Below are 18,302 nucleotides of genomic sequence, written 5' to 3' on the forward strand. Positions count from 1 at the left end.
AAAGTCCATTTGGTTGGATAATAACTGATCCCTGACTCACATTACAGTGTATCCCACTAGATTAAAACGGACTGTATAAAGCTGCTACATAAAAACTCTCACTCACAACTTCCCCTAACTCCAACACTATGCCTCACTAAGAAACCACACCAATTATCGACAAAGAACTAATGCCTAACTTCTTAAGTCAATCTTCGTAAAAGTGACCAATGGTTTAGCATTGGTGCAACAAGTTTTTTTAGAGAAAAACTTTTGAATTAATCAAAAAAGCGGCATATTTGTATTTGTTAAAATGTGTGAATAAACAATTAGGGAAATACATATTGTTGTTTAGAAGTACGAACTCGCGTTAAAAATGTTTAAATCATTGCATTTGATTTAATTAATACTGAACTTTATTAATGCGAATTGAGTATAAAGATTTATGAAGCTTTCTTCATAAGTTAGGGTTAAGGTTAGGTTGAAGAAGGAATGTTTGAAAAGTCAAACATTCCTCTTTTTTTATATCAAAATGAACTATTTAAATCTTGATATGTTATAGATAAGAGTTAAGATTTTTCATAGATTTGGATTTGAGTTAAGGTTAGAAGGAAAAGAAAGAGGCTACCCCAAAAGGTAGCCTCTTTTTATTTTTGCAAGGTGTCTTAATAGACACCTTACTTTTAGACTTTTAATCTTTATAGAAACTCGTAACGGACAAAGGCCTCTACAGCTTCATATTCAGCCATACCCAATTCATTATAAAGTTGAGCTGTTCCACGGTTACGATCCTCAGCACGCTGCCAGAATTCACGGTTATCACCGCCCAGGAACATCGCACCATCTTTTTGCGACTGGTGCTTGAAGATGGCATTTCGCTTACGCATTAGCTCATCCGGGCTGATTGGCACCGCCATTTCGATATTGTGGATTTCCCACTCGTGCCAGGCACCACGGTACAACCAAACCCAACAATCCTTCATCCACTCTTCTTTCTTCAACACATCAATGGCCTGAAAAATGGCATCCAAACATACACGGTGCGTTCCGTGTGGGTCAGATAAATCACCTGCTGCGAAAATCTGATGTGGTTTCACTTCCTTAATCAGGTCGGCTACAATCTTCACGTCAGCTTTACCCATTGGGTGTTTCTCAACACTCCCCGACTCATAGAATGGTAAATTCAGGAAATGTACATTTTCATCCTTCACATTCGCGTAACGACATCCGGCTTTAGCTTCACCAACTCTAATCAGCCCTTTAATACGACGTACTTCGGGTAAATCAATCTGATCAGGCTTCTTGTTAGCTAAGAACTTACGCACTTTGTCATACTCTGCGCGAATTTTCTTATCATCTTCAGTCAGCCCAGTGGCGTAATCGCTAATAAAATCCAGATAACGCAAAACGTCATCATCAGACACGGCAATACTACCCGATACCTGATAAGCCACGTGTACTTCATGTCCCTGATCAACCAGGCGCAACATGGTACCTCCCATCGAAATTACATCATCATCAGGGTGTGGACTAAAAATAATCACCCGTTTCTTAGCTGGAGATTGACGCTCCGGACGATTGGTATCATCCGCATTGGGTTTTCCTCCCGGCCATCCGGTGATAGTATGTTGTAACTCGTTAAATATGCGAATATTGGTTTGATATGCAGAACCTCTTTCGGCCAGAATATCACCCATCCCGTTATCATTGTAATCGCGATCAGTCAGTTTCAAAATTGGCTTCTGCACTTTCTGGCATAACCATAGCACTGCCTTTTTGATTAAACGATCGTCCCATTCCACGCTATCGATTAACCAAGGTGTTTGTACACGAATGAGGTCGGCAGCTGCCGCCTCGTCCACAATCATCTTACAATTCTCATGGTTTTGGAGGAATGAAGCCGGATTTTCTTCAGTAATCTGGCCTTCAACCGTTTTCTTCAAGATGGCTGCTTTGCCCTCACCCCAAGCCAAAACACGTACGCGCTTAGCACTCAAAATGGTCTTTACTCCCATGGTAATGGCCTTGCGGGGCGCATTGTCGATACCAAAGAAATCTGAAGCTGCTTCGGTTCTGGTGATGTTATCCAGTGAAACAATGCGTGTTAATGAGTTACCTGATGAACCAGGCTCATTTAAGCCAATATGACCGGTATGGCCAATACCCAGGATTTGCATGTCGATGCCCCCAACTTTCTGAATTTTCTCTTCATAAGTGCGGCAAAAATCATAAATCTTTTCCTGAGGCAGGCTGCTATCCAAATAATTGATATTCTCTTCGCAGATATCAACGTGCTTCAAAAATTTCTCACGGATATTGCGGTTGAAGCTTTGTAATGCTTCAGGAGCGATTGGATAGTACTCCATTACATTGAACACCACCACATTTTTGAAGCTTAAACCTTCTTCCTTATGCAAACGAATCAACTCAGAGTAAACTTCACTAGGTGCTGACCCTACAGCTAGCCCAAGAACACACTTCCCTCCTTCGAGTTCCTTAATTTTGATAATTGAAGCGATTTCGGCAGCAACAGCTTCTGAACCTTCGGTTGATGAACCATAAATTTTTGTTGAAATTTTCTCATGCTTTGTAATCAAAGCTCTTAAATAAGGATCATCGTGATAACCTTCATTCTTAAATTTCCCTGCTGGCGAAATTTTTTGATTGAATTTTTCTATCATAACTACTCTAAATTGAAGTTTTTTGGTTATAGAATAGTTGCAAATTTACAATTTATAATGATTAAAAATAAAAAAAATAGAAAGTTTTAATAACCAATTTAGAATAGTTTAAAAGTTAGCGAAGCTTTCGCATAATTGTTTAACATTTACCTAATATTCCATTGAGTTATAAATGACATCCTGGATCTTAGTTCGTACGTTCATCTCTATCAATTTTTTGTTATAGGCGTGTGGATGAATACGGTTCGATAAGAAGATATATATCAATTCATGCTCAGGATCAATCCAAACGATAGTACCAGTAAACCCGGTGTGCCCATAGGAAGAGGGCGAGGCTAACCTGGATACATGGCTGTTTTCCGATGGGCTTAATTCGGGTTTGTCAACACCTAAACCTCGCCGATTACCATGGTTTACTGTTTGCGTGAAAAAACCCAGTGTTTCCTGCTTAAAAAACCGTACACCGCCGTACTGGCCTTCGTTAAGCAACATTTGAGAGAGCTTTGCCAAATCGCCTGCATTTGCAAAAAGTCCGGCGTGGGCAGCCACACCACCTAGCATAGCAGCTCCCTGATCATGCACATAGCCATCCAATAAGGTTTTCCGGAAAGCCATATCATTTTCGGTTGGTACAAGCGCATCTGCAGTATATCGTTTAAGTGGTTTATATAAAAGCTTATCAGCCCCTAATGGAGAGGCAACCCGGCGATAATATAACGAATCAAGGCTTTCGCCTTCTTCCCTTTCGAAAATTTTTTGCAAGAGATAGTATCCCAAATCACTATACCTGTATTCTTTCTTTTTATTTAAAGTCGATGAATAGATAGCTGCGTACATAGAGTCTACATAAGCCTGATTCATGAACATATTACCTGTCAATTGCCTGTTAAAGACTTCGCTCACCTCATTTGAAAAAATCTCTTTCCTGAAACGGGCCTGCTTATTCTGATAGAGCCGGGTATCCACTCTTAAATTATAAATACGCGAATAATGACGACTATAGAGCGGGCGCTTACGAAGCGATTCCCTATCCAAAGCATTGGTATGAAAAGGGATATAGCTTACTAAACCACTTTGATGGACGAGCAACTCTTTTACTGTGATGTTCGCCTTATCAGTTGTATCAATATCGGGAATATACTCCTTCAAAGCAGCATCTAAATTAAGTGTTCCCTGGTCATATAATTGCATTACCAGAGGAAAAGTAACAGCCAGTTTGGTAACCGATGCAACATCATACAAGTCACTATCCTTAACTGGCAAATATTTCTTATAGGTGTGGTACCCGTATGACTTCTGCAACAGCACCTCGCCGTCTTTAGCCACCAGCAATTGAGCACCAGGTGTGGCCTGCCTGCGAATAGCATCGTAAACAATACTGTCGATTTTAGCTACTGAGTCAGGCGAAAGAACAACACTCGCATTCACACTAAAGCCCAATCGACTCCGCGACAAGTTCAATCGCTCGAAATTGTTTCGAATAAACTCATCATGCTGGTTCGCCTTTCCTTCTACTGCAATTCCATTGAACACGGCTTGCGCCATCATTTCCCACGAATACTGCATGTGTTCTGGCATCAGAAAAAAGGCATCTACCTCTGTGGCCATTTTGGTGAGCAGCGCTTTATTTAACCGACCAACAAAAATCACCACCTTGTATTGACTCACCTCAGACGAATCTGCTGGCAGCTGCTGCAAACAGTTTTCAAGTTGCTCTTCATCATCGCTTAGAATGAACTGTATATGACCGCCTTGTTGACAAATGCTTTGGGCAGGCAAATAAAACCTCGCCCGGTCAACAAACCTATCACTATTAGTAGTTGTGGCCTGCAGCAATGAAATATTAAGAGTATCTAAACGGGTTAGAGGAAATAACATTCGTTTTTGATACCCAGAAACAGAAGCCTCAAAAGCTTTTTTGCGCAGGGCAGCTGCATTACCTTTTACTAAAGGTACCTCCGAACACGGCTCATTAGCACCCATTAAAGCCATGAGTTGCTTCACTTTGTCATTGAGTAATTCTTCGGAGAGATACCCGGCATTCACGGCGGTTCTGATCACCTCACGATAATTTGTTCCTTCTTCATCCCAAAATAACAAATTATGGTGCATCAATTCGTTTGGAGACATATCAAACCAAACAGCTTTTGACCAAATGCCCAAAGTAGGAAAACCGAGTTCTTTAGCATTAATAACCTCCTTCCCGATAGGCGACTTAAGTCCACTCACTCCTATTTTAAGAGCTTCATCGAACAGGCGGTAAGGAAAATCAATCAAACGGAAATAGTGCTCTGAAGTCATGCCTTTACCAGTTCTGGCATACAGGCAACCAACCTTTGTGTCCAAAGAGGGAACAACAATGCCATCATATCCACGTATGGAAAAGTCTTTGCAGGACTGTTCAAACAGCTTATTGGCTAACCCCTCATCGGCAGCAGCCCGAATAGTCCATTCATTAGGATAAGGAAACACAAGCGAATCGCTCATTCCTTTTCGTGTGTCAAATATCTTATAGTGTCTGGCCAAAACAAGGCTATCCGGCTTATCACTATCTGGCCGATCAACAAACAGAAACTCTATTTTTTCGGCTAGTGACAGCTGATGCACTAACGAATCAATTCGCTCACTCGCCATTAACGATAAAGTATTACTAAGCAAAAGCCATATCCCCAAAACAACTCTAATCATACTAATGCTTCAAAAAAAAATAAGTAAACGAAAATAGCTCTTTTGATTTGGCATCCCATAGCAATTTAAACAAATCTTAGCCAAAAACAGCGCACAACACACTCACTGAAGCTATCAGACAAACCACATAGGTTTTTAACAGGCTTTTTTGGATAATATATAAACATCAGCTAATTTAGGAAACGAAAAAGCATATTAACCCATCTATAATAAAATGAGTGTAAGTGATACGATTAACAGTTCGTTGGTTCAGAATTGGGCAGATAAAGTGATTTTAGTTGTTGAAGATGTTGACACAAATAAGATTTTTTTTGATGCCGCTTTGCGTAAAACGAATGCTAAGATTCTGTGGGCCAAAGACGGAAAGGAGGCCATTGAGCTATTTAAGGCCAATGTAATTGATTTGGTTTTAATGGATTTACAACTGCCAATTATGGATGGCTACACTGCCACTCGTGAAATTAAGGCAATAAACAAGGAAATACCTGTTATTGCTCAAACGGCACACGTTATGTCTGGTGAAAGAGAGAAGTGCATGGAAGCCGGGTGCGATGACTATTTAGCTAAGCCAATCCGCTTGCAAATTCTTATGGATACGCTTTCAAAATATTTAAACCAATAAAAACTGCCTCCGGGCAGTTTTTTTATTGATTACTTTTCGATCACCTTAAGTTCTGTTCGTCTGTTCTTTGATTTCCCTTCTTCTGTGGCATTACTCTCAATTGGTTGATCAACCCCGTAGCCTTTGTAGTTTAGTTGTTCAGCAGCAGCCCCTTTTTTAACCAGAAAGTCAAAAACCGCTTTGGCTCTCTGTTCAGACAACTCCAGGTTATAAGCTCGCGAGCCCGTATCATCTGTATGGCCACCAATCTCCACTTTCACTGTTGGATTTAAGCGCAATAGATTTAAAACATAATTCAGCTCCGTATGCGATTCATTTTTCAATTGATAGGAATCGCTTTCAAAAAACACATTTCGCAGTACGAAACTAGCTCCTTTCTCAATTTTATTTAAATACACGTTTAAAACCTGTGGTTTTTCGATGGTTCCATTAGCCGCCACATCGAAATTATCGGAGTAGAATAAGTAACCCTCTTTCTGAATATTTAAGGCATAGCGATCGCCCGCTGGCAAGCAAAATAAGAACTCACCGGAATAGGGTGCTGTAGAAGTATTTACAGACAACTCACCATCGGGCATTTTATTGATTCGGATATCGGCAGTGAGCCTTTGTTTTGTTGCACTATCGAACACCTTCCCTTTGATATAGGTCACCGGATTGGGGCGTATGCTCTGAGGGATGGTAAACTGATAAATATCCTTCCCGCTGCCGTCGGCAAACCCATCGGAAGCAAAATAACCCAGATCGCCCTTGGCATTAATTACCAGGCCAATCTCCTCGTTCTCTGTGTTAAGCGGATAACCAAGGTTCACCGGCTTACTCCAGGCATTCCTGTTTACCTGTTTTGAATAAAACAAATCCATGGCGCCCATGCCGGGCCAGCCATCACTCGAAAAATAAAGTGTTTGGTTATCGTGATGAATAAAAGGCGAATTCTCATCCCCACTTGAGTTTACATTACCACCCAGATTTTCAACTTTTCCAAAGTAAGGCGTTCCATCCTTTTTGTAACCAATTATTTGAGCTTTCCAGATATCTTTTTTCCCTTTCCCACCGGGGCGGTTACTAACAAAATACAATGTGCGACCATCGGAGGAGAAACTAGGCTGCGACTCCCAAAAAGGTGTATTTACAGGAGCACCCAGGTTAACAGGCTGGCTCCAGCCGCGTTCCTGGCGTTTAGAAAACCAAATATCACAACTCCCTTTGCCACCATCACGGCCGCAAGCAGTAAAAAACATCCAGTTTCCATCGGCACTTAAAGTTTGTGCCCCTTCGTTACTATTTGTATTTAAAGAGATAAGAGGCTCGCGCTCCTGCCACTTTTCATTTTTCTTGTAGGATACATAAAAATCTTCCCTGAAATTAATGGCATTTTTAGCCAGATCATGAGGGTTCGTTACCAGCGGATCTTTAGGCACAAGGACAGTAAACACCATTGTTTCGCCATCGGCACTTAAGCTGGGCCAATACTCATCCAGTTCGCTATTGATGCTTTGCCCTAAATTATAGGGTTCAATAAAAACTGGATTCACCACTGCTTCCTGGGCAAACTGTGCTTTTTCAATCCAGAAGTCGGGGTTCAACTTAGATCGCTTACCCCGATTATGACGTTTAAAGGTCTCCATCCAGAAGGCTACCTCATCATATTTACCAGTATGGTATTTTGCCACTCCCATATTGAACAAAGCGGGCACAAAAAAGGTCGTATCAATTGCCAGAGCCTGCTCCAAAGCCAAAACTTCCTCCTGATACCTTTGTTGCGAAAAACAGATGTCGGCTTTGAGTAGATAGGCTTCTATAAACTCATTGTCCTTTTTAAGAGCTGCCTCCAGGTGCATTAGTGCCTCTTCGGGTTGATCATTGGAATACTTCGAGCGCGCCTCCTCAAAGTTTGCAATAGCTCTTTTGGATTTAACACTATAATTTTGTGCCACTGCGTAATTGCAGCATAATGCGAGAATAATTATGAAAATAGACTTCATACTGCAAATACTTTTTGAACTACTCTTGTTTTAATTGGTCGCCAAGCCTGACTGAATGGTTTTGTACGTTAAATCAATCAATTCGTTTTGTCGCTCTTGATAATCTTGTATTTGGATTGGTTCATGAATAATCATTTGTACCGTTCCAGGCAGGAGGTTAACACCCTTATTGTAGATCTTATACGTATCAACAATGGTGATGGGCAAAATTGGTAAGTCCAGTTCAAAGGCAAGCTTGAAAGCACCCTTTTTGAACTGTCCCATCTGACTGGACCAGCTGCGTGTCCCTTCGGGAAAAACCACAACCGAAATACCATTTACCAGCTTCCCCTTTGCCTCCTTAATTGATTCAACCGCCGCCCGTGGCGAAGAACGATCCAAAAAGATATGCCCTACCTTGTGACTGGCGTAACCAATACCCGGCGCCTTACGCAACTCCTTTTTCATGACCCATTTAAAATCAACGCCCAGCCACCCATAAAGCAGAAAAATATCGTAAGCACTCTGGTGGTTGGCTACAATAACGTACGACTGTTTTTTGTCGATGTTACAACGCCCTTTAACCGTGACAAGCATTGGTGTGATACAACCTGTGAAACGGGCCCAGGTAGCTCCCCAAAAGCTTCCTACCTTTGGGTTGACAAGAATGGAGAAACTTGCAGCCAAAAACGAAAACAACAGGCTGCCAGCAACAAAAAGAGGTATAAAAATAAAAAATTTATAAGGTTGATACAGCCAGTAAGTAAACTTCTTCATGTTATAACTATTCTCTATTTAATCAGCACGAGACTATAAAACTTAATAATCTTATACCTATCAACGCAACAATAGCTAAACAGCTCATCTCTGAGACCCCATATAGCGTAGCACAAAAGTAATGATTCATCCTGTTGGCACAAACAAATTCTAATTAATAAAATCGCGCTCAATCGCTATATTTGCGCTTCTCAACAAGACATGAACAGATGACAACGATACTGACTGACAACTGCTGCAACTGCTTGAAATGCGAAAAAATATGCCCAGTTTCAGGCATCAACATTGATAGTAAAACCATTAATGATGAATGCATTGAATGCCACCATTGTGGGGCTATATGTAAAACAAAGGCTATCCATAATGAATACCTGCTTGGCCATACCACACAAAACACTATTCAGCCTTATGAGTTTGAACAATTGATGCAGCAACGGCGCTCACATCGAAATTTCAGTAATCGAAAAATAGCACCGGAAATAATTGCCGAGTTTATTGAAAATTTGCGCTTTAGCCCGACAGCCAGCAACCAGCAAAGTTTGCAATTTACTGTCGTTACCAATCCCGACAAGCTTCTACTCATCAACAAGCTCACCATTACTACTCTCAGCAAAGCTTTTGGTGGGATTAATGCGTTTACAAAACCATTACTTAAGCTCTTTTTAGGCAACAATAAATTATCAAAAATGGAGCAGGCCAAGCAAAAGTTCATGAATAAAAAAGAACTGAATAAGCAGATGATTTGCTACAACGCCCCGGCCTTAATACTTGTTCACAGCGAAACAACACCTACCGGAATGCCTTGTCACGATGCGAACATCTGGACCGGCATGGCCATTTTGTATGCAGAGCTTATTGATTTGTGCACCTGCATCAATGGTTACATTGTTAATGCGGCCAAAAGAAATAAAAGCCTAAAGAACACGGTGAATATTCCTGATACGCATACTATTTATTCGGCGCTACTGATAGGCTACCCCAAAAACAGGTTTGAAAATAAAGTAGATCGTCCCACTCCAATAATCAATACCATTACTTAGTCCGCATCCGATCACAGTCATTTTACAGGTGTTTCCATTCACTCAGACCCTGCAGTTGAGCAAGAATTTCAATCGCTTCGCTACGGCAGCTCCCGCAAAAAGCCTTTTCGGGCTTAAAACCTGCACATACTTTAGGTCGCTCGAGCGAATGAAATATGTCACAGCGAAAATCTGACGTCAGGTGAGGACATGGAACACCTCCCGGTTTGCCACCAGGCATCTTAGGCAAGATGGACGATATACTGGGCACAATACAACAGGCTCCGCATTTCTCTCTACATTCCATACACTAACAGTTTAAAGGCTGCAAAAATAGACCATTCATTTTTTATTCTCTACTTTTATGCCAGGAAAACGTGGAGATATGATTTTTGAAACACCTTTAATACACGGCACATTAATCAAACGCTATAAACGCTTCTTAAGTGACATCAGACTGGATGATGGCTCCATTGTAGTAGCGCACTGCACCAATAGCGGCTCAATGAAAACCTGCATTGAAGAGGGCGCCGAAGTCTATCTCTCGCCGGCCACCGATCCCAAACGGAAAACCCGTTATACCTGGGAAATGATAAAAATAAATGGTCAATGGGTGGGCATTAATACCTCGCACCCCAACCTGATTGCCTTTGAAGCAGTTAAAAGTGGAGCCTTAAAACAATTAGCAGGCTACACACATGTGCAGCGTGAAGTAAAAACAGGAGACAGCCGCATTGATATTATGGCACAAAACGAACACGAAACCTGTTTTATCGAGGTTAAAAACGTAACGATGAAAGATGGGCAATTTGCACGTTTCCCGGATGCGGTAACCACCCGTGGCAAAAAGCACCTTGAAGAACTAATGCGGCTTAAGCAGGAAGGGATTCGGGCCGTTATGATCTATATTATTCAGCGCAGCGACGTCGATATTTTTGCACCTGCTCATGATATTGATCTGGCCTATGCACAAACTCTTATGCAAGCGCATAAAGCTGGTGTGGAAATAATTCCCCTGCAAGTAAAGGTAAGCCCTTCTGAGATTGTGATTGATAAAGAGCTGCCCGTTGATTTGGATATATAAAAAGAGCTGCCACATCAATATTGGCAGCTCTTTAATAAGGTCTGTCACCTGATGATTTACATACTTGTAAATGTAGATTCAGCTTTAATATTCATCGGCACTTCCATTGGTGCAGGCAGCTGGGCCGACTCAATGGCTACATTCCCATCCATATTCTGGGTCATTTTTATCTCAGTTGGCCAGCCCGTTTGGGCATTAATACTAGCGGCAAAAACAACGTCCCCCTTTAAATCAAAATGCTGTATCATCCCATTTTGTTCAACCGTTTCCCCTTCTTTAGAAACTGTTGTGCCTGAACCTGATAATTTAACCACGCTGCCATCCACAGCTTCTACATTATAATTAAAAGTATTGTTAACAGGCAATGGTTTGCTCAACATGGTATTGGTTGTCCATTTTGAGCCAGCTGTCACTTTCTCTTCCGGGAAAACAATCAATATATTACTCATCATATTTTTCATGCTCTCATCTGAAAACTGACCGGCCAGTTGCTGCTTCATCATCTCTGCACTTTGTGGATTATCGCCAAAAGCAGTAGTCACTTTCTCCAGCAAAGCCTCAAAACCTTTAATGCCATTAACCGTGCCTCGCTCGTCGAACTGCATTTCAAACTTATGCCCTACAATCAGGTTAAAAGTTTTATTCAATGGATTATTGGGATCGGCTGTGGCATCCTTTGAGTCGTAGCTCATGTTCATCATCGGCATCTCCACTTTAAACATCATTGACTCAAACACTAATTCTGACGAGTAGATTTTATCGCTCTTGCCGGTAATCTTTATCGCGATATCACCCCCCATGGTTGTTTTAATATTTTGGCTAATGCCCGAAACGTTTTGCGCAATGGCCTGGGTCGTATTTTGCTTCAGCATATAGGTTTCCCCAACCTTCAGGTTATAGCGTAAGGAGGTTTGTGCCGATGCATTTAATGAAATCATCACCGCTGCAACCAACAACAAAAACAGATTCTGTTTCTTCATAATATTAGGTTTATTTTTTATAGTTCCTACGAAGCTAAGAAAATTAATTCAGGAATTTCCACGAAAAACATCTTCATCAGCCTACTGCTTTACTCTAATGTATTTCTCAATCAGCAACAAGTTCTCTTCGCCCAAACCGAGCTCCTCCAACTCCTCAACACCTTGCTGAATAAGCGTATCACCCTTAAGCTCCAGGTCAAATTTAAACGTGTGGCCCTCCCAGGTGCGAGCGGTACAAAAATCAAGGTTTTCAATATACGCGCCATCACTATACCCTACAGTACCACCGCCCGACATGTAGGCCACAGTGCTGCTATCTTTTCCTTGCTGCACATCATGCAGAAAAAATGCAAAATGAGTAGGCGTAATTATTTTGATCATCTCCTGTCCCTTCACCATGTTCGATGTTACCGAATCTTTACTATGGTAATTAGAAGAAATTAGCTGCCAGGTGCCAACGTATTGCTCCGGGAAACCCGTTGAAGTTTTTTTGTCATCACAGCAACTAAAGCACAATCCTGCAATCAGGATGAATAAATAAATTCTCATAATTCAATGTCTATTTTAAGGTTTTGAGTAAAGATAATCAACTTATTTAAAGCAGCAGCAAACTGGCAGGTACAGGCTATTAGATAAGGTCATAACACCCCATTATCACTCTATCTCAAACCCATTGTAGGTCTCAAACTGCCAGATCTCAACCACCTGCTTCACCCCCATTTCATAAGGTTTATACAAGCGATTAGTAGACACTAATAACAGCGACTGCTTGCTTTGTATCTGGTTGTAAACCACCTTAAAAACAATGCCTTCGTCGCGCGTAACCACAATGCAAGGCGTCCCATCTTTAATCATCTGCCAGTTTTGAACATACGAACCGGTTACCCAGGCGCCTTCGGGAATGGGCAACATGGAATCGCCCTGAACCTGAAAGGTGCGGTAGGTCTTATCCTTGGGTAAAAAAGGCAGGGAAAACCGAGGCAGCGAGGCTATAAATGCCGTATCACCATAATCAGAAGCGTAACCTGCCTGGGCTTTTACGGGTACCAGCTCTATGTTTTCATCGCCCTCGCTATTTACCGAAACCGTTAGCAATCGTAACTTTTGCCCGGTAACATCAATATCAAAACCACTCTCAATCTGCGACAGCTGAAATTCCGACAGAACCTCAAGCTTGTAGCGTATCAATGCATCAATAGAGACATTAAAATACTCGGCAAAGCGGATAAGCGTTTTAAATGGTGGCTGCACACTCTTTTCATAACCGGCCAAAGTAGTGCGTGTTAAGTCCAAAACTGAAGCTAAGTCACTTTGTGACAGACCCTTTCGTTTACGAAGAAACTTAATATTATCTGCAAAATACATAGTCTATCGGTGTTGAAAATTTTTAATTGTGAGTATCAAGCGTTTGCCGCCACTCCGCGCATTTTGAGCGTCGAAATGATTTACAAATATACGAAAGATGACTATATTATAATCAGGAAAATGACGAAATAATCGACAATTAATGAACAAATCAATTTTGCATCTGGATTTAGACACGTTTTTCGTATCGTGTGAGCGACTGATCAATAAAGAGTTGATAGGCGTTCCGGTGCTGATTGGCGGCACTTCGGACCGGGGCGTGGTAGCCGCCTGTAGCTACGAGGCGCGGGTGTACGGGGTACATTCAGCTATGCCCATGCGCATGGCCCGACAACTGTGCCCGCATGCCAAAGTTATCAGGGGAAATAGCCAGGCCTACAGCGAATACTCTAATATCATTACCGATATCATCAGGGAGCGCTCTCCCCTTTTCGAAAAATCATCCATTGATGAGTTTTATATTGATGTCACCGGTATGGATCGCTACATTAAAACCACCTATTTGTGGGCCAAAGAGTTAAGAGAAGAAATCATTCATAAAACAAAGCTTCCCATCTCGTTTGGCCTGTCAACCAGCAAAACGGTAGCTAAAGTAGGTACCGGTGAGGCCAAACCCAATAACCACATTCAAATAGAAACCGGTTACGAAAAGCCTTTTTTAGCTCCACTATCTATCAAAAAAATACCCATGGTGGGTAACAAAACCTATCACCTGCTCCGCCGCATGGGCATTGAACGTGTGCGCACCGTGCAGGAAATGCCCGTTGAACTTATGGAACGGGTACTGGGCAAAAACGGCATTGCTATCTGGAAAAAAGCACAGGGCATTGACAATTCACCGGTAGTGGCCTGGAGCGAACGCAAATCCATCTCTACCGAGCGCACTTTTGAACAGGACACGACTGATGTGTATACCCTTAAAAGCATATTGGTAGGCATGGCCGAAAGCCTGGCCTTTCAACTGCGCAACAGCAATAAGCTCACCTCATGCGTATCGGTAAAAGTGCGCTACTCCGATTTTCAGACGCATACCAAACAAAAACACATCCCTTACACCTCACTGGATCATACGCTTATTGAAACAGTTAAAGACCTGTTTGAGAAAGTATATGACCGAAGAGTGCTGGTTCGACTGATTGGCGTACGATTCAGCAACCTGGTTGGCGGCAGTTACCAGATACGACTGTTTGAGGACTCGTTTAAGATGATTAAGCTCTATCAGGCCATGGACAAGCTGCGCGGACGCTATGGCGAAGAAGCAGTAAAGCGGGCTCAGGGCATGCGAGCGCGTCATGTAAAACAGATGAATCCTTTTAACGGACAAATGGACGGAGCAATCATTAGTCCGAAGCCCACTATTTTAAGTCCGGAGGCCGGAATCCAAAGTCCGCAACCGGATCCCGGCACTTATTCGGACATCATGCATTAACTACTGACTATATAACTCAACACATGCTTACCAACTGCCATTCATACTACAGTTTTAAATACGGCACCATCTCCACCGAGGATTTGATTAAGGTGCTGATTCATCATGGATACACCACTTTTGCACTCACCGATATTAACAACACGGCTGCCAGCATCGATTTTGTGCGCCTGGCCGCCCAGCATAACATCCGGCCAGTGGTGGGCGTTGATTTTCGCAATGGCACTCAACAGCAATACGTGGTGCTGGCCAAAAACAATGCCGGTTTCCGGGAAATTAACGAATACCTCACCCCTCACCTGCACGAGAAAGTCAATTTTGATTCGCATGCGCCATCTTTTGATAATGCCTATGTTATCTACCCGTTCACCTATGCCAATGATGAACTGCGCGACAATGAATACATTGGCATCTCGCCGGAGGAGTTAAAACAGCTGCCTTTTTCTCCGTGGAAAAACCGTTTGGATAAACTGGTCATCAAACACACCTGCACCTTTCGCAACAAGCACGACTACAATGCACATCGCCTGCTGCGGGCCATTGATAACAACACCCTGCTGAGCAAACTTCCGCAGTGTGAACAAGCCTCCGAAACGGATACCATCCTGCCTTATGAGGAGTTGATGAATCGCTTTGCGGCCTATCCGCAGCTCATTGAAAACACCAACCTCTTGCTGAACTCGTGCAGCATCGATTTTAGCTTTGGTACCAACAAAAACAAGCAGGTTTTCACCCGCAATAAACAAGCTGACTTTGAACTGCTGAAACAGCGCTGTGAAGAAGGACTTGCCTATCGTTTCCCGCACCCAAACGAGACGGTTATCAAGCGCATGCACAAAGAGCTGGAAGTGATACGCGACCTGGGATTTTGCGCCTACTTTCTGGTGACACTCGATATTATTGACTACGCCCGCCGCCAAGGCTATTACTACATTGGCCGGGGCAGTGGCGCCAACAGCTTACTGGCTTATCTGCTGCGCATCACCAACGTAGATCCCATCGATCTGGATTTGTATTTCGAACGTTTCATCAACCCTTTCCGCCAATCGCCACCCGATTTTGACATTGACTTTTCGTGGACCGACCGCGATGATGTAACCCGCTACATATTCGAAACTTATGGCTACGACCATGTGGCATTATTGGGCAGCTACGTGACCTTCAAATACAAATCAGCCATCCGGGAGATAGCCAAAGTGTTTGGCTTGCCCGATGACGAAATCGTGGCCCTGCAGCAAAACCCGTCGGTGGCAACCAGTACCAAATACGGCCAATGGGTTATCAAATACAGCCAGTTCATCGATGGTTTTCCCAGCCACTGCAGCATTCACTCCAGTGGCATCATCATCTCCGAAGAGCCAATGAGCAGCTACTCATCCACCGAGCTGCTGCCCAAAGGGTTTCCGTCCACTCAGTTCGACATGTATATTGCCGAAGATGTAGGCCTCCATAAGTTTGACATACTGAGCCAAAGAGGACTCAGCAAAATTAAAGATGCGCTGAACATCATCCGTGAAAATACAGGCACTGAGATTGATATTGATAACATCGAGCGCCTTAAGCACGATGAGCAGATTAAGGAACTACTGAAAGTGGGAAAAGCCATTGGCTGTTTCTATGTGGAATCGCCAGCCATGCGCATGCTGCTCACCAAACTCAAAGCCGATGACTACCTGCGACTGGTGGCCGCCAGCTCCATCATTCGTCCGGGAGTTGCCAAAAGCGGTATGATGCGCGAATACATCCTGCGCTTTCAGGATGAGCAACGACGCGAACAAGCTCGGAACGACCTGCCCGAACTGTATAAGCTGCTGGAAGAAACCTATGGGGTAATGGTGTATCAGGAGGACGTGATTAAAGTGGCTCACTACTTTGCCGGCTTATCGCTGGACGAAGCCGATGTACTGCGCCGCGGCATGTCGTGGAAGTTCAGGCAGCGTAACGAATTCTGGAAAGTGCGTGATAAATTCTTTAGCAACTGCCGTAACAAAGGCTACGCCGAACAAACCATCTCCGATATCTGGCGACAGATCGAAAGTTTCGCCAACTACGCCTTTGCCAAAGGACACTCGGCCAGCTACGCCGTAGAAAGCTACCAGGCCCTGTTTCTCAAAGCCTATTTCCCCCGCGAATACATGGTGGCCACCCTCAATAATGGCGGTGGTTTTTACCGGGCCGAGCTCTACCTGCACGAAGCGCGCATGCATGGTGCCATTATTGAAGCGCCCTGTGTCAACCGCAGCGACTGGCCCTGCACCATGCAAGGCAAGCACCTGTTTTTAGGCTTCTTCATGCTTTTTGGACTGGAAAAAAAGTCGGTAGAGATGCTGCTTAACGAGCGTGGCCTGTTTGGCCAATTTCACGACTTGAGTGATTTCGTTACCCGCGTGCCTGTTTCACTGGAGCAGCTATTGATACTGATTCGTATTGATGCCTTCCGTTTTACCGGAAAAACAAAGAAAGAACTGCTTTGGGAGGCTCATTACCTCTTAGGCCACGCCAAAGTAACCAAACCAGAGCCCACTCTTTTCCAGACAAGAACCAAAGAGTTTGAACTGCCGGTTTTATGGGAGCATGAGCTGGAAGATGCCTTTGACGAGCTGGAGCTACTGGGGTTCCCGCTAACATCGCCCTTTGCTCTTTTGGAGAAACAAATTCCCAGCCTGCTTAAAGCAGCCGATTTAGCACACTGCATCAATCAAACTGTAGCAATCGTGGGCTATTTAATCACCCGCAAACCCACACGTACCAGCAGTGGCGAAAGCATGTCGTTTGGCACTTTTCTGGACATCGATGGCTACTGGCTCGACACCGTTCACTTTGCCGATTCGTTTAAACGCTATCCGTTTCGCGGCCCGGGCTGTTATCTTATACGAGGAAAAGTAGTGGAAGAATATGGGTTTATTAGTGTCGAAGTAAATCAACTATATCGATTGAATAATAAAAGCTTAGAGGAAAATACGAGGTTAAAGAAAACGGAAAACAGAGCGATGTTACCTGCTTAGCCAGTCGCTCAACCAGCATCGCATCGAGCCGTAGCAATATCCGAAAAATGCGAAGCCGGTGTGATGGTTATCAATCCCCAAAAGCAGCTCACATTAGCTTCCTCATACTGGTTTCCCCTTTCGCCAAAGGGGATTACATATCATTGCGCAGCTGTTACATTGGGCTGCGCAAGCGGGAAGATCCATTGCGCAGCTGGGAAAATGGATTGCGCAGTGGGTACGATGCATTGCGCGGTCAGCACAATGGATTGCGCAAACGGTACAATCGACTGAGAGGATGGAACAATCCATTGCGGGATGGAGCCATTACGTTGCGGAGTCAGTCCAATACAATGAGAACTCAGTCCGTTACTGCGCGCTTTCATAATAAAATCAGCAATGTCAATTCCCCTGAAATAATTCATATATGTCAGTCCAGAACCTCGCCCATTTTATCCGAGGAGAACACGCCTGACGCGTAATCGGGTAGATGGCCAGTGAGAAAATAAATCTCACTGGTACACCTCACACACCACCCGGCATACGGATCCGTACCAAGGCGGTTCATCAATCACACTCGTACCTGCTTATAATAATCGGAAAGAAAAATATATCCAGCTCGTTTTAAACGCTCATTGGTTATACTGGAAGCAAGAATCGGACTATTAGAAGTTCGCCAAAAAGTGTCTTGATACTTCTCAAAAAATGTCTTGATGCTTTTCAAAAAGTG

Annotated in this window: 14 protein-coding genes; 6 read left to right on the forward strand and 8 right to left on the reverse strand. The window is 43.3% G+C overall.

Annotation, left to right across the window (positions count from 1 at the left end; translation table 11 throughout):
* Window positions 1–677: 677 nt before the first annotated feature.
* Together ACSX1H_RS14000 and ACSX1H_RS14005 are read right to left on the reverse strand one after the other, a co-directional pair.
* Complete coding sequence (locus ACSX1H_RS14000; RefSeq protein WP_439184812.1) at window positions 678–2,660, reverse strand: glucosamine-6-phosphate deaminase; 1,983 nt, start codon at window positions 2,658–2,660, stop codon at window positions 678–680.
* Between the two features lie 150 nt (window positions 2,661–2,810).
* Window positions 2,811–5,348 (reverse strand): serine hydrolase domain-containing protein, encoded by a 2,538-nt coding sequence (locus tag ACSX1H_RS14005; RefSeq protein ID WP_439184814.1) that lies wholly within the window; start codon window positions 5,346–5,348, stop codon window positions 2,811–2,813.
* 214 nt (window positions 5,349–5,562) lie between these two features.
* On the opposite strand from ACSX1H_RS14005, the gene ACSX1H_RS14010 reads away from it, so the two are divergent.
* Window positions 5,563–5,970 carry a response regulator gene (locus ACSX1H_RS14010; protein ID WP_439184816.1) on the forward strand — a complete coding sequence of 136 codons (408 nt, stop codon included), beginning with the start codon at window positions 5,563–5,565 and terminating at the stop codon, window positions 5,968–5,970.
* Window positions 5,971–5,999: 29 nt separating this feature from the next.
* Here ACSX1H_RS14010 and ACSX1H_RS14015 read toward each other — a convergent pair whose 3' ends face one another.
* A complete protein-coding gene (locus tag ACSX1H_RS14015) occupies window positions 6,000–7,955 on the reverse strand; it encodes an OmpA family protein (protein WP_439184817.1) in 1,956 nt (651 codons plus the stop codon).
* A gap of 30 nt (window positions 7,956–7,985) precedes the next feature.
* On the reverse strand, window positions 7,986–8,711 hold the full coding sequence (locus ACSX1H_RS14020) for a lysophospholipid acyltransferase family protein (protein WP_439184819.1): 726 nt from the start codon (window positions 8,709–8,711) through the stop codon (window positions 7,986–7,988).
* 209 nt (window positions 8,712–8,920) lie between these two features.
* On the opposite strand from ACSX1H_RS14020, the gene ACSX1H_RS14025 reads away from it, so the two are divergent.
* Window positions 8,921–9,751, forward strand: a complete 831-nt coding sequence (locus tag ACSX1H_RS14025) for a nitroreductase family protein (protein WP_439184820.1) — start codon at window positions 8,921–8,923, stop codon at window positions 9,749–9,751.
* Between the two features lie 22 nt (window positions 9,752–9,773).
* On the opposite strand, the gene ACSX1H_RS14030 is transcribed toward ACSX1H_RS14025, so the two are convergent.
* The gene (locus tag ACSX1H_RS14030; protein ID WP_439184821.1) at window positions 9,774–10,037 is read right to left on the reverse strand and encodes a YkgJ family cysteine cluster protein; all 264 of its coding nucleotides are present in this window, start codon (window positions 10,035–10,037) and stop codon (window positions 9,774–9,776) included.
* 78 nt (window positions 10,038–10,115) lie between these two features.
* Here ACSX1H_RS14030 and sfsA point away from each other — a divergent pair, with 78 nt between their 5' ends.
* A complete protein-coding gene (gene sfsA, locus ACSX1H_RS14035) occupies window positions 10,116–10,814 on the forward strand; it encodes a DNA/RNA nuclease SfsA (protein ID WP_439184823.1) in 699 nt (232 codons plus the stop codon).
* Window positions 10,815–10,870: 56 nt separating this feature from the next.
* On the opposite strand, the gene ACSX1H_RS14040 is transcribed toward sfsA, so the two are convergent.
* The 3 genes from ACSX1H_RS14040 to ACSX1H_RS14050 all read right to left on the reverse strand — a co-directional run bounded on the left by ACSX1H_RS14040 (window position 10,871) and on the right by ACSX1H_RS14050 (window position 13,159).
* Complete coding sequence (locus tag ACSX1H_RS14040) at window positions 10,871–11,794, reverse strand: DUF6263 family protein (RefSeq protein ID WP_439184825.1); 924 nt, start codon at window positions 11,792–11,794, stop codon at window positions 10,871–10,873.
* An 81-nt stretch (window positions 11,795–11,875) separates the two neighbouring features.
* Entirely contained in the window at window positions 11,876–12,343 is a 468-nt protein-coding gene (locus tag ACSX1H_RS14045) for a hypothetical protein (RefSeq protein WP_439184826.1), read from the reverse strand.
* Window positions 12,344–12,448: 105 nt separating this feature from the next.
* Entirely contained in the window at window positions 12,449–13,159 is a 711-nt protein-coding gene (locus ACSX1H_RS14050; protein WP_439184827.1) for an XRE family transcriptional regulator, read from the reverse strand.
* Window positions 13,160–13,301: 142 nt separating this feature from the next.
* Between ACSX1H_RS14050 and dinB the strand changes: the two genes are divergently transcribed.
* Genes dinB through ACSX1H_RS14065 form a run of 3 tightly spaced genes read left to right on the forward strand, consistent with a single transcriptional unit; the run spans window position 13,302 to window position 18,054 of the window.
* Window positions 13,302–14,588, forward strand: a complete 1,287-nt coding sequence (gene dinB, locus ACSX1H_RS14055; RefSeq protein WP_439184828.1) for a DNA polymerase IV — start codon at window positions 13,302–13,304, stop codon at window positions 14,586–14,588.
* Between the two features lie 23 nt (window positions 14,589–14,611).
* The gene (locus ACSX1H_RS14060) at window positions 14,612–17,593 is read left to right on the forward strand and encodes a DNA polymerase III subunit alpha (RefSeq protein WP_439184829.1); all 2,982 of its coding nucleotides are present in this window, start codon (window positions 14,612–14,614) and stop codon (window positions 17,591–17,593) included.
* A 47-nt stretch (window positions 17,594–17,640) separates the two neighbouring features.
* Complete coding sequence (locus tag ACSX1H_RS14065; protein ID WP_439184830.1) at window positions 17,641–18,054, forward strand: hypothetical protein; 414 nt, start codon at window positions 17,641–17,643, stop codon at window positions 18,052–18,054.
* Window positions 18,055–18,302: the final 248 nt, after the last annotated feature.

Source organism: Carboxylicivirga taeanensis (genome assembly GCF_051851475.1).
Classification (GTDB): Bacteria; Bacteroidota; Bacteroidia; order Bacteroidales; family Marinilabiliaceae; genus Carboxylicivirga; species Carboxylicivirga taeanensis.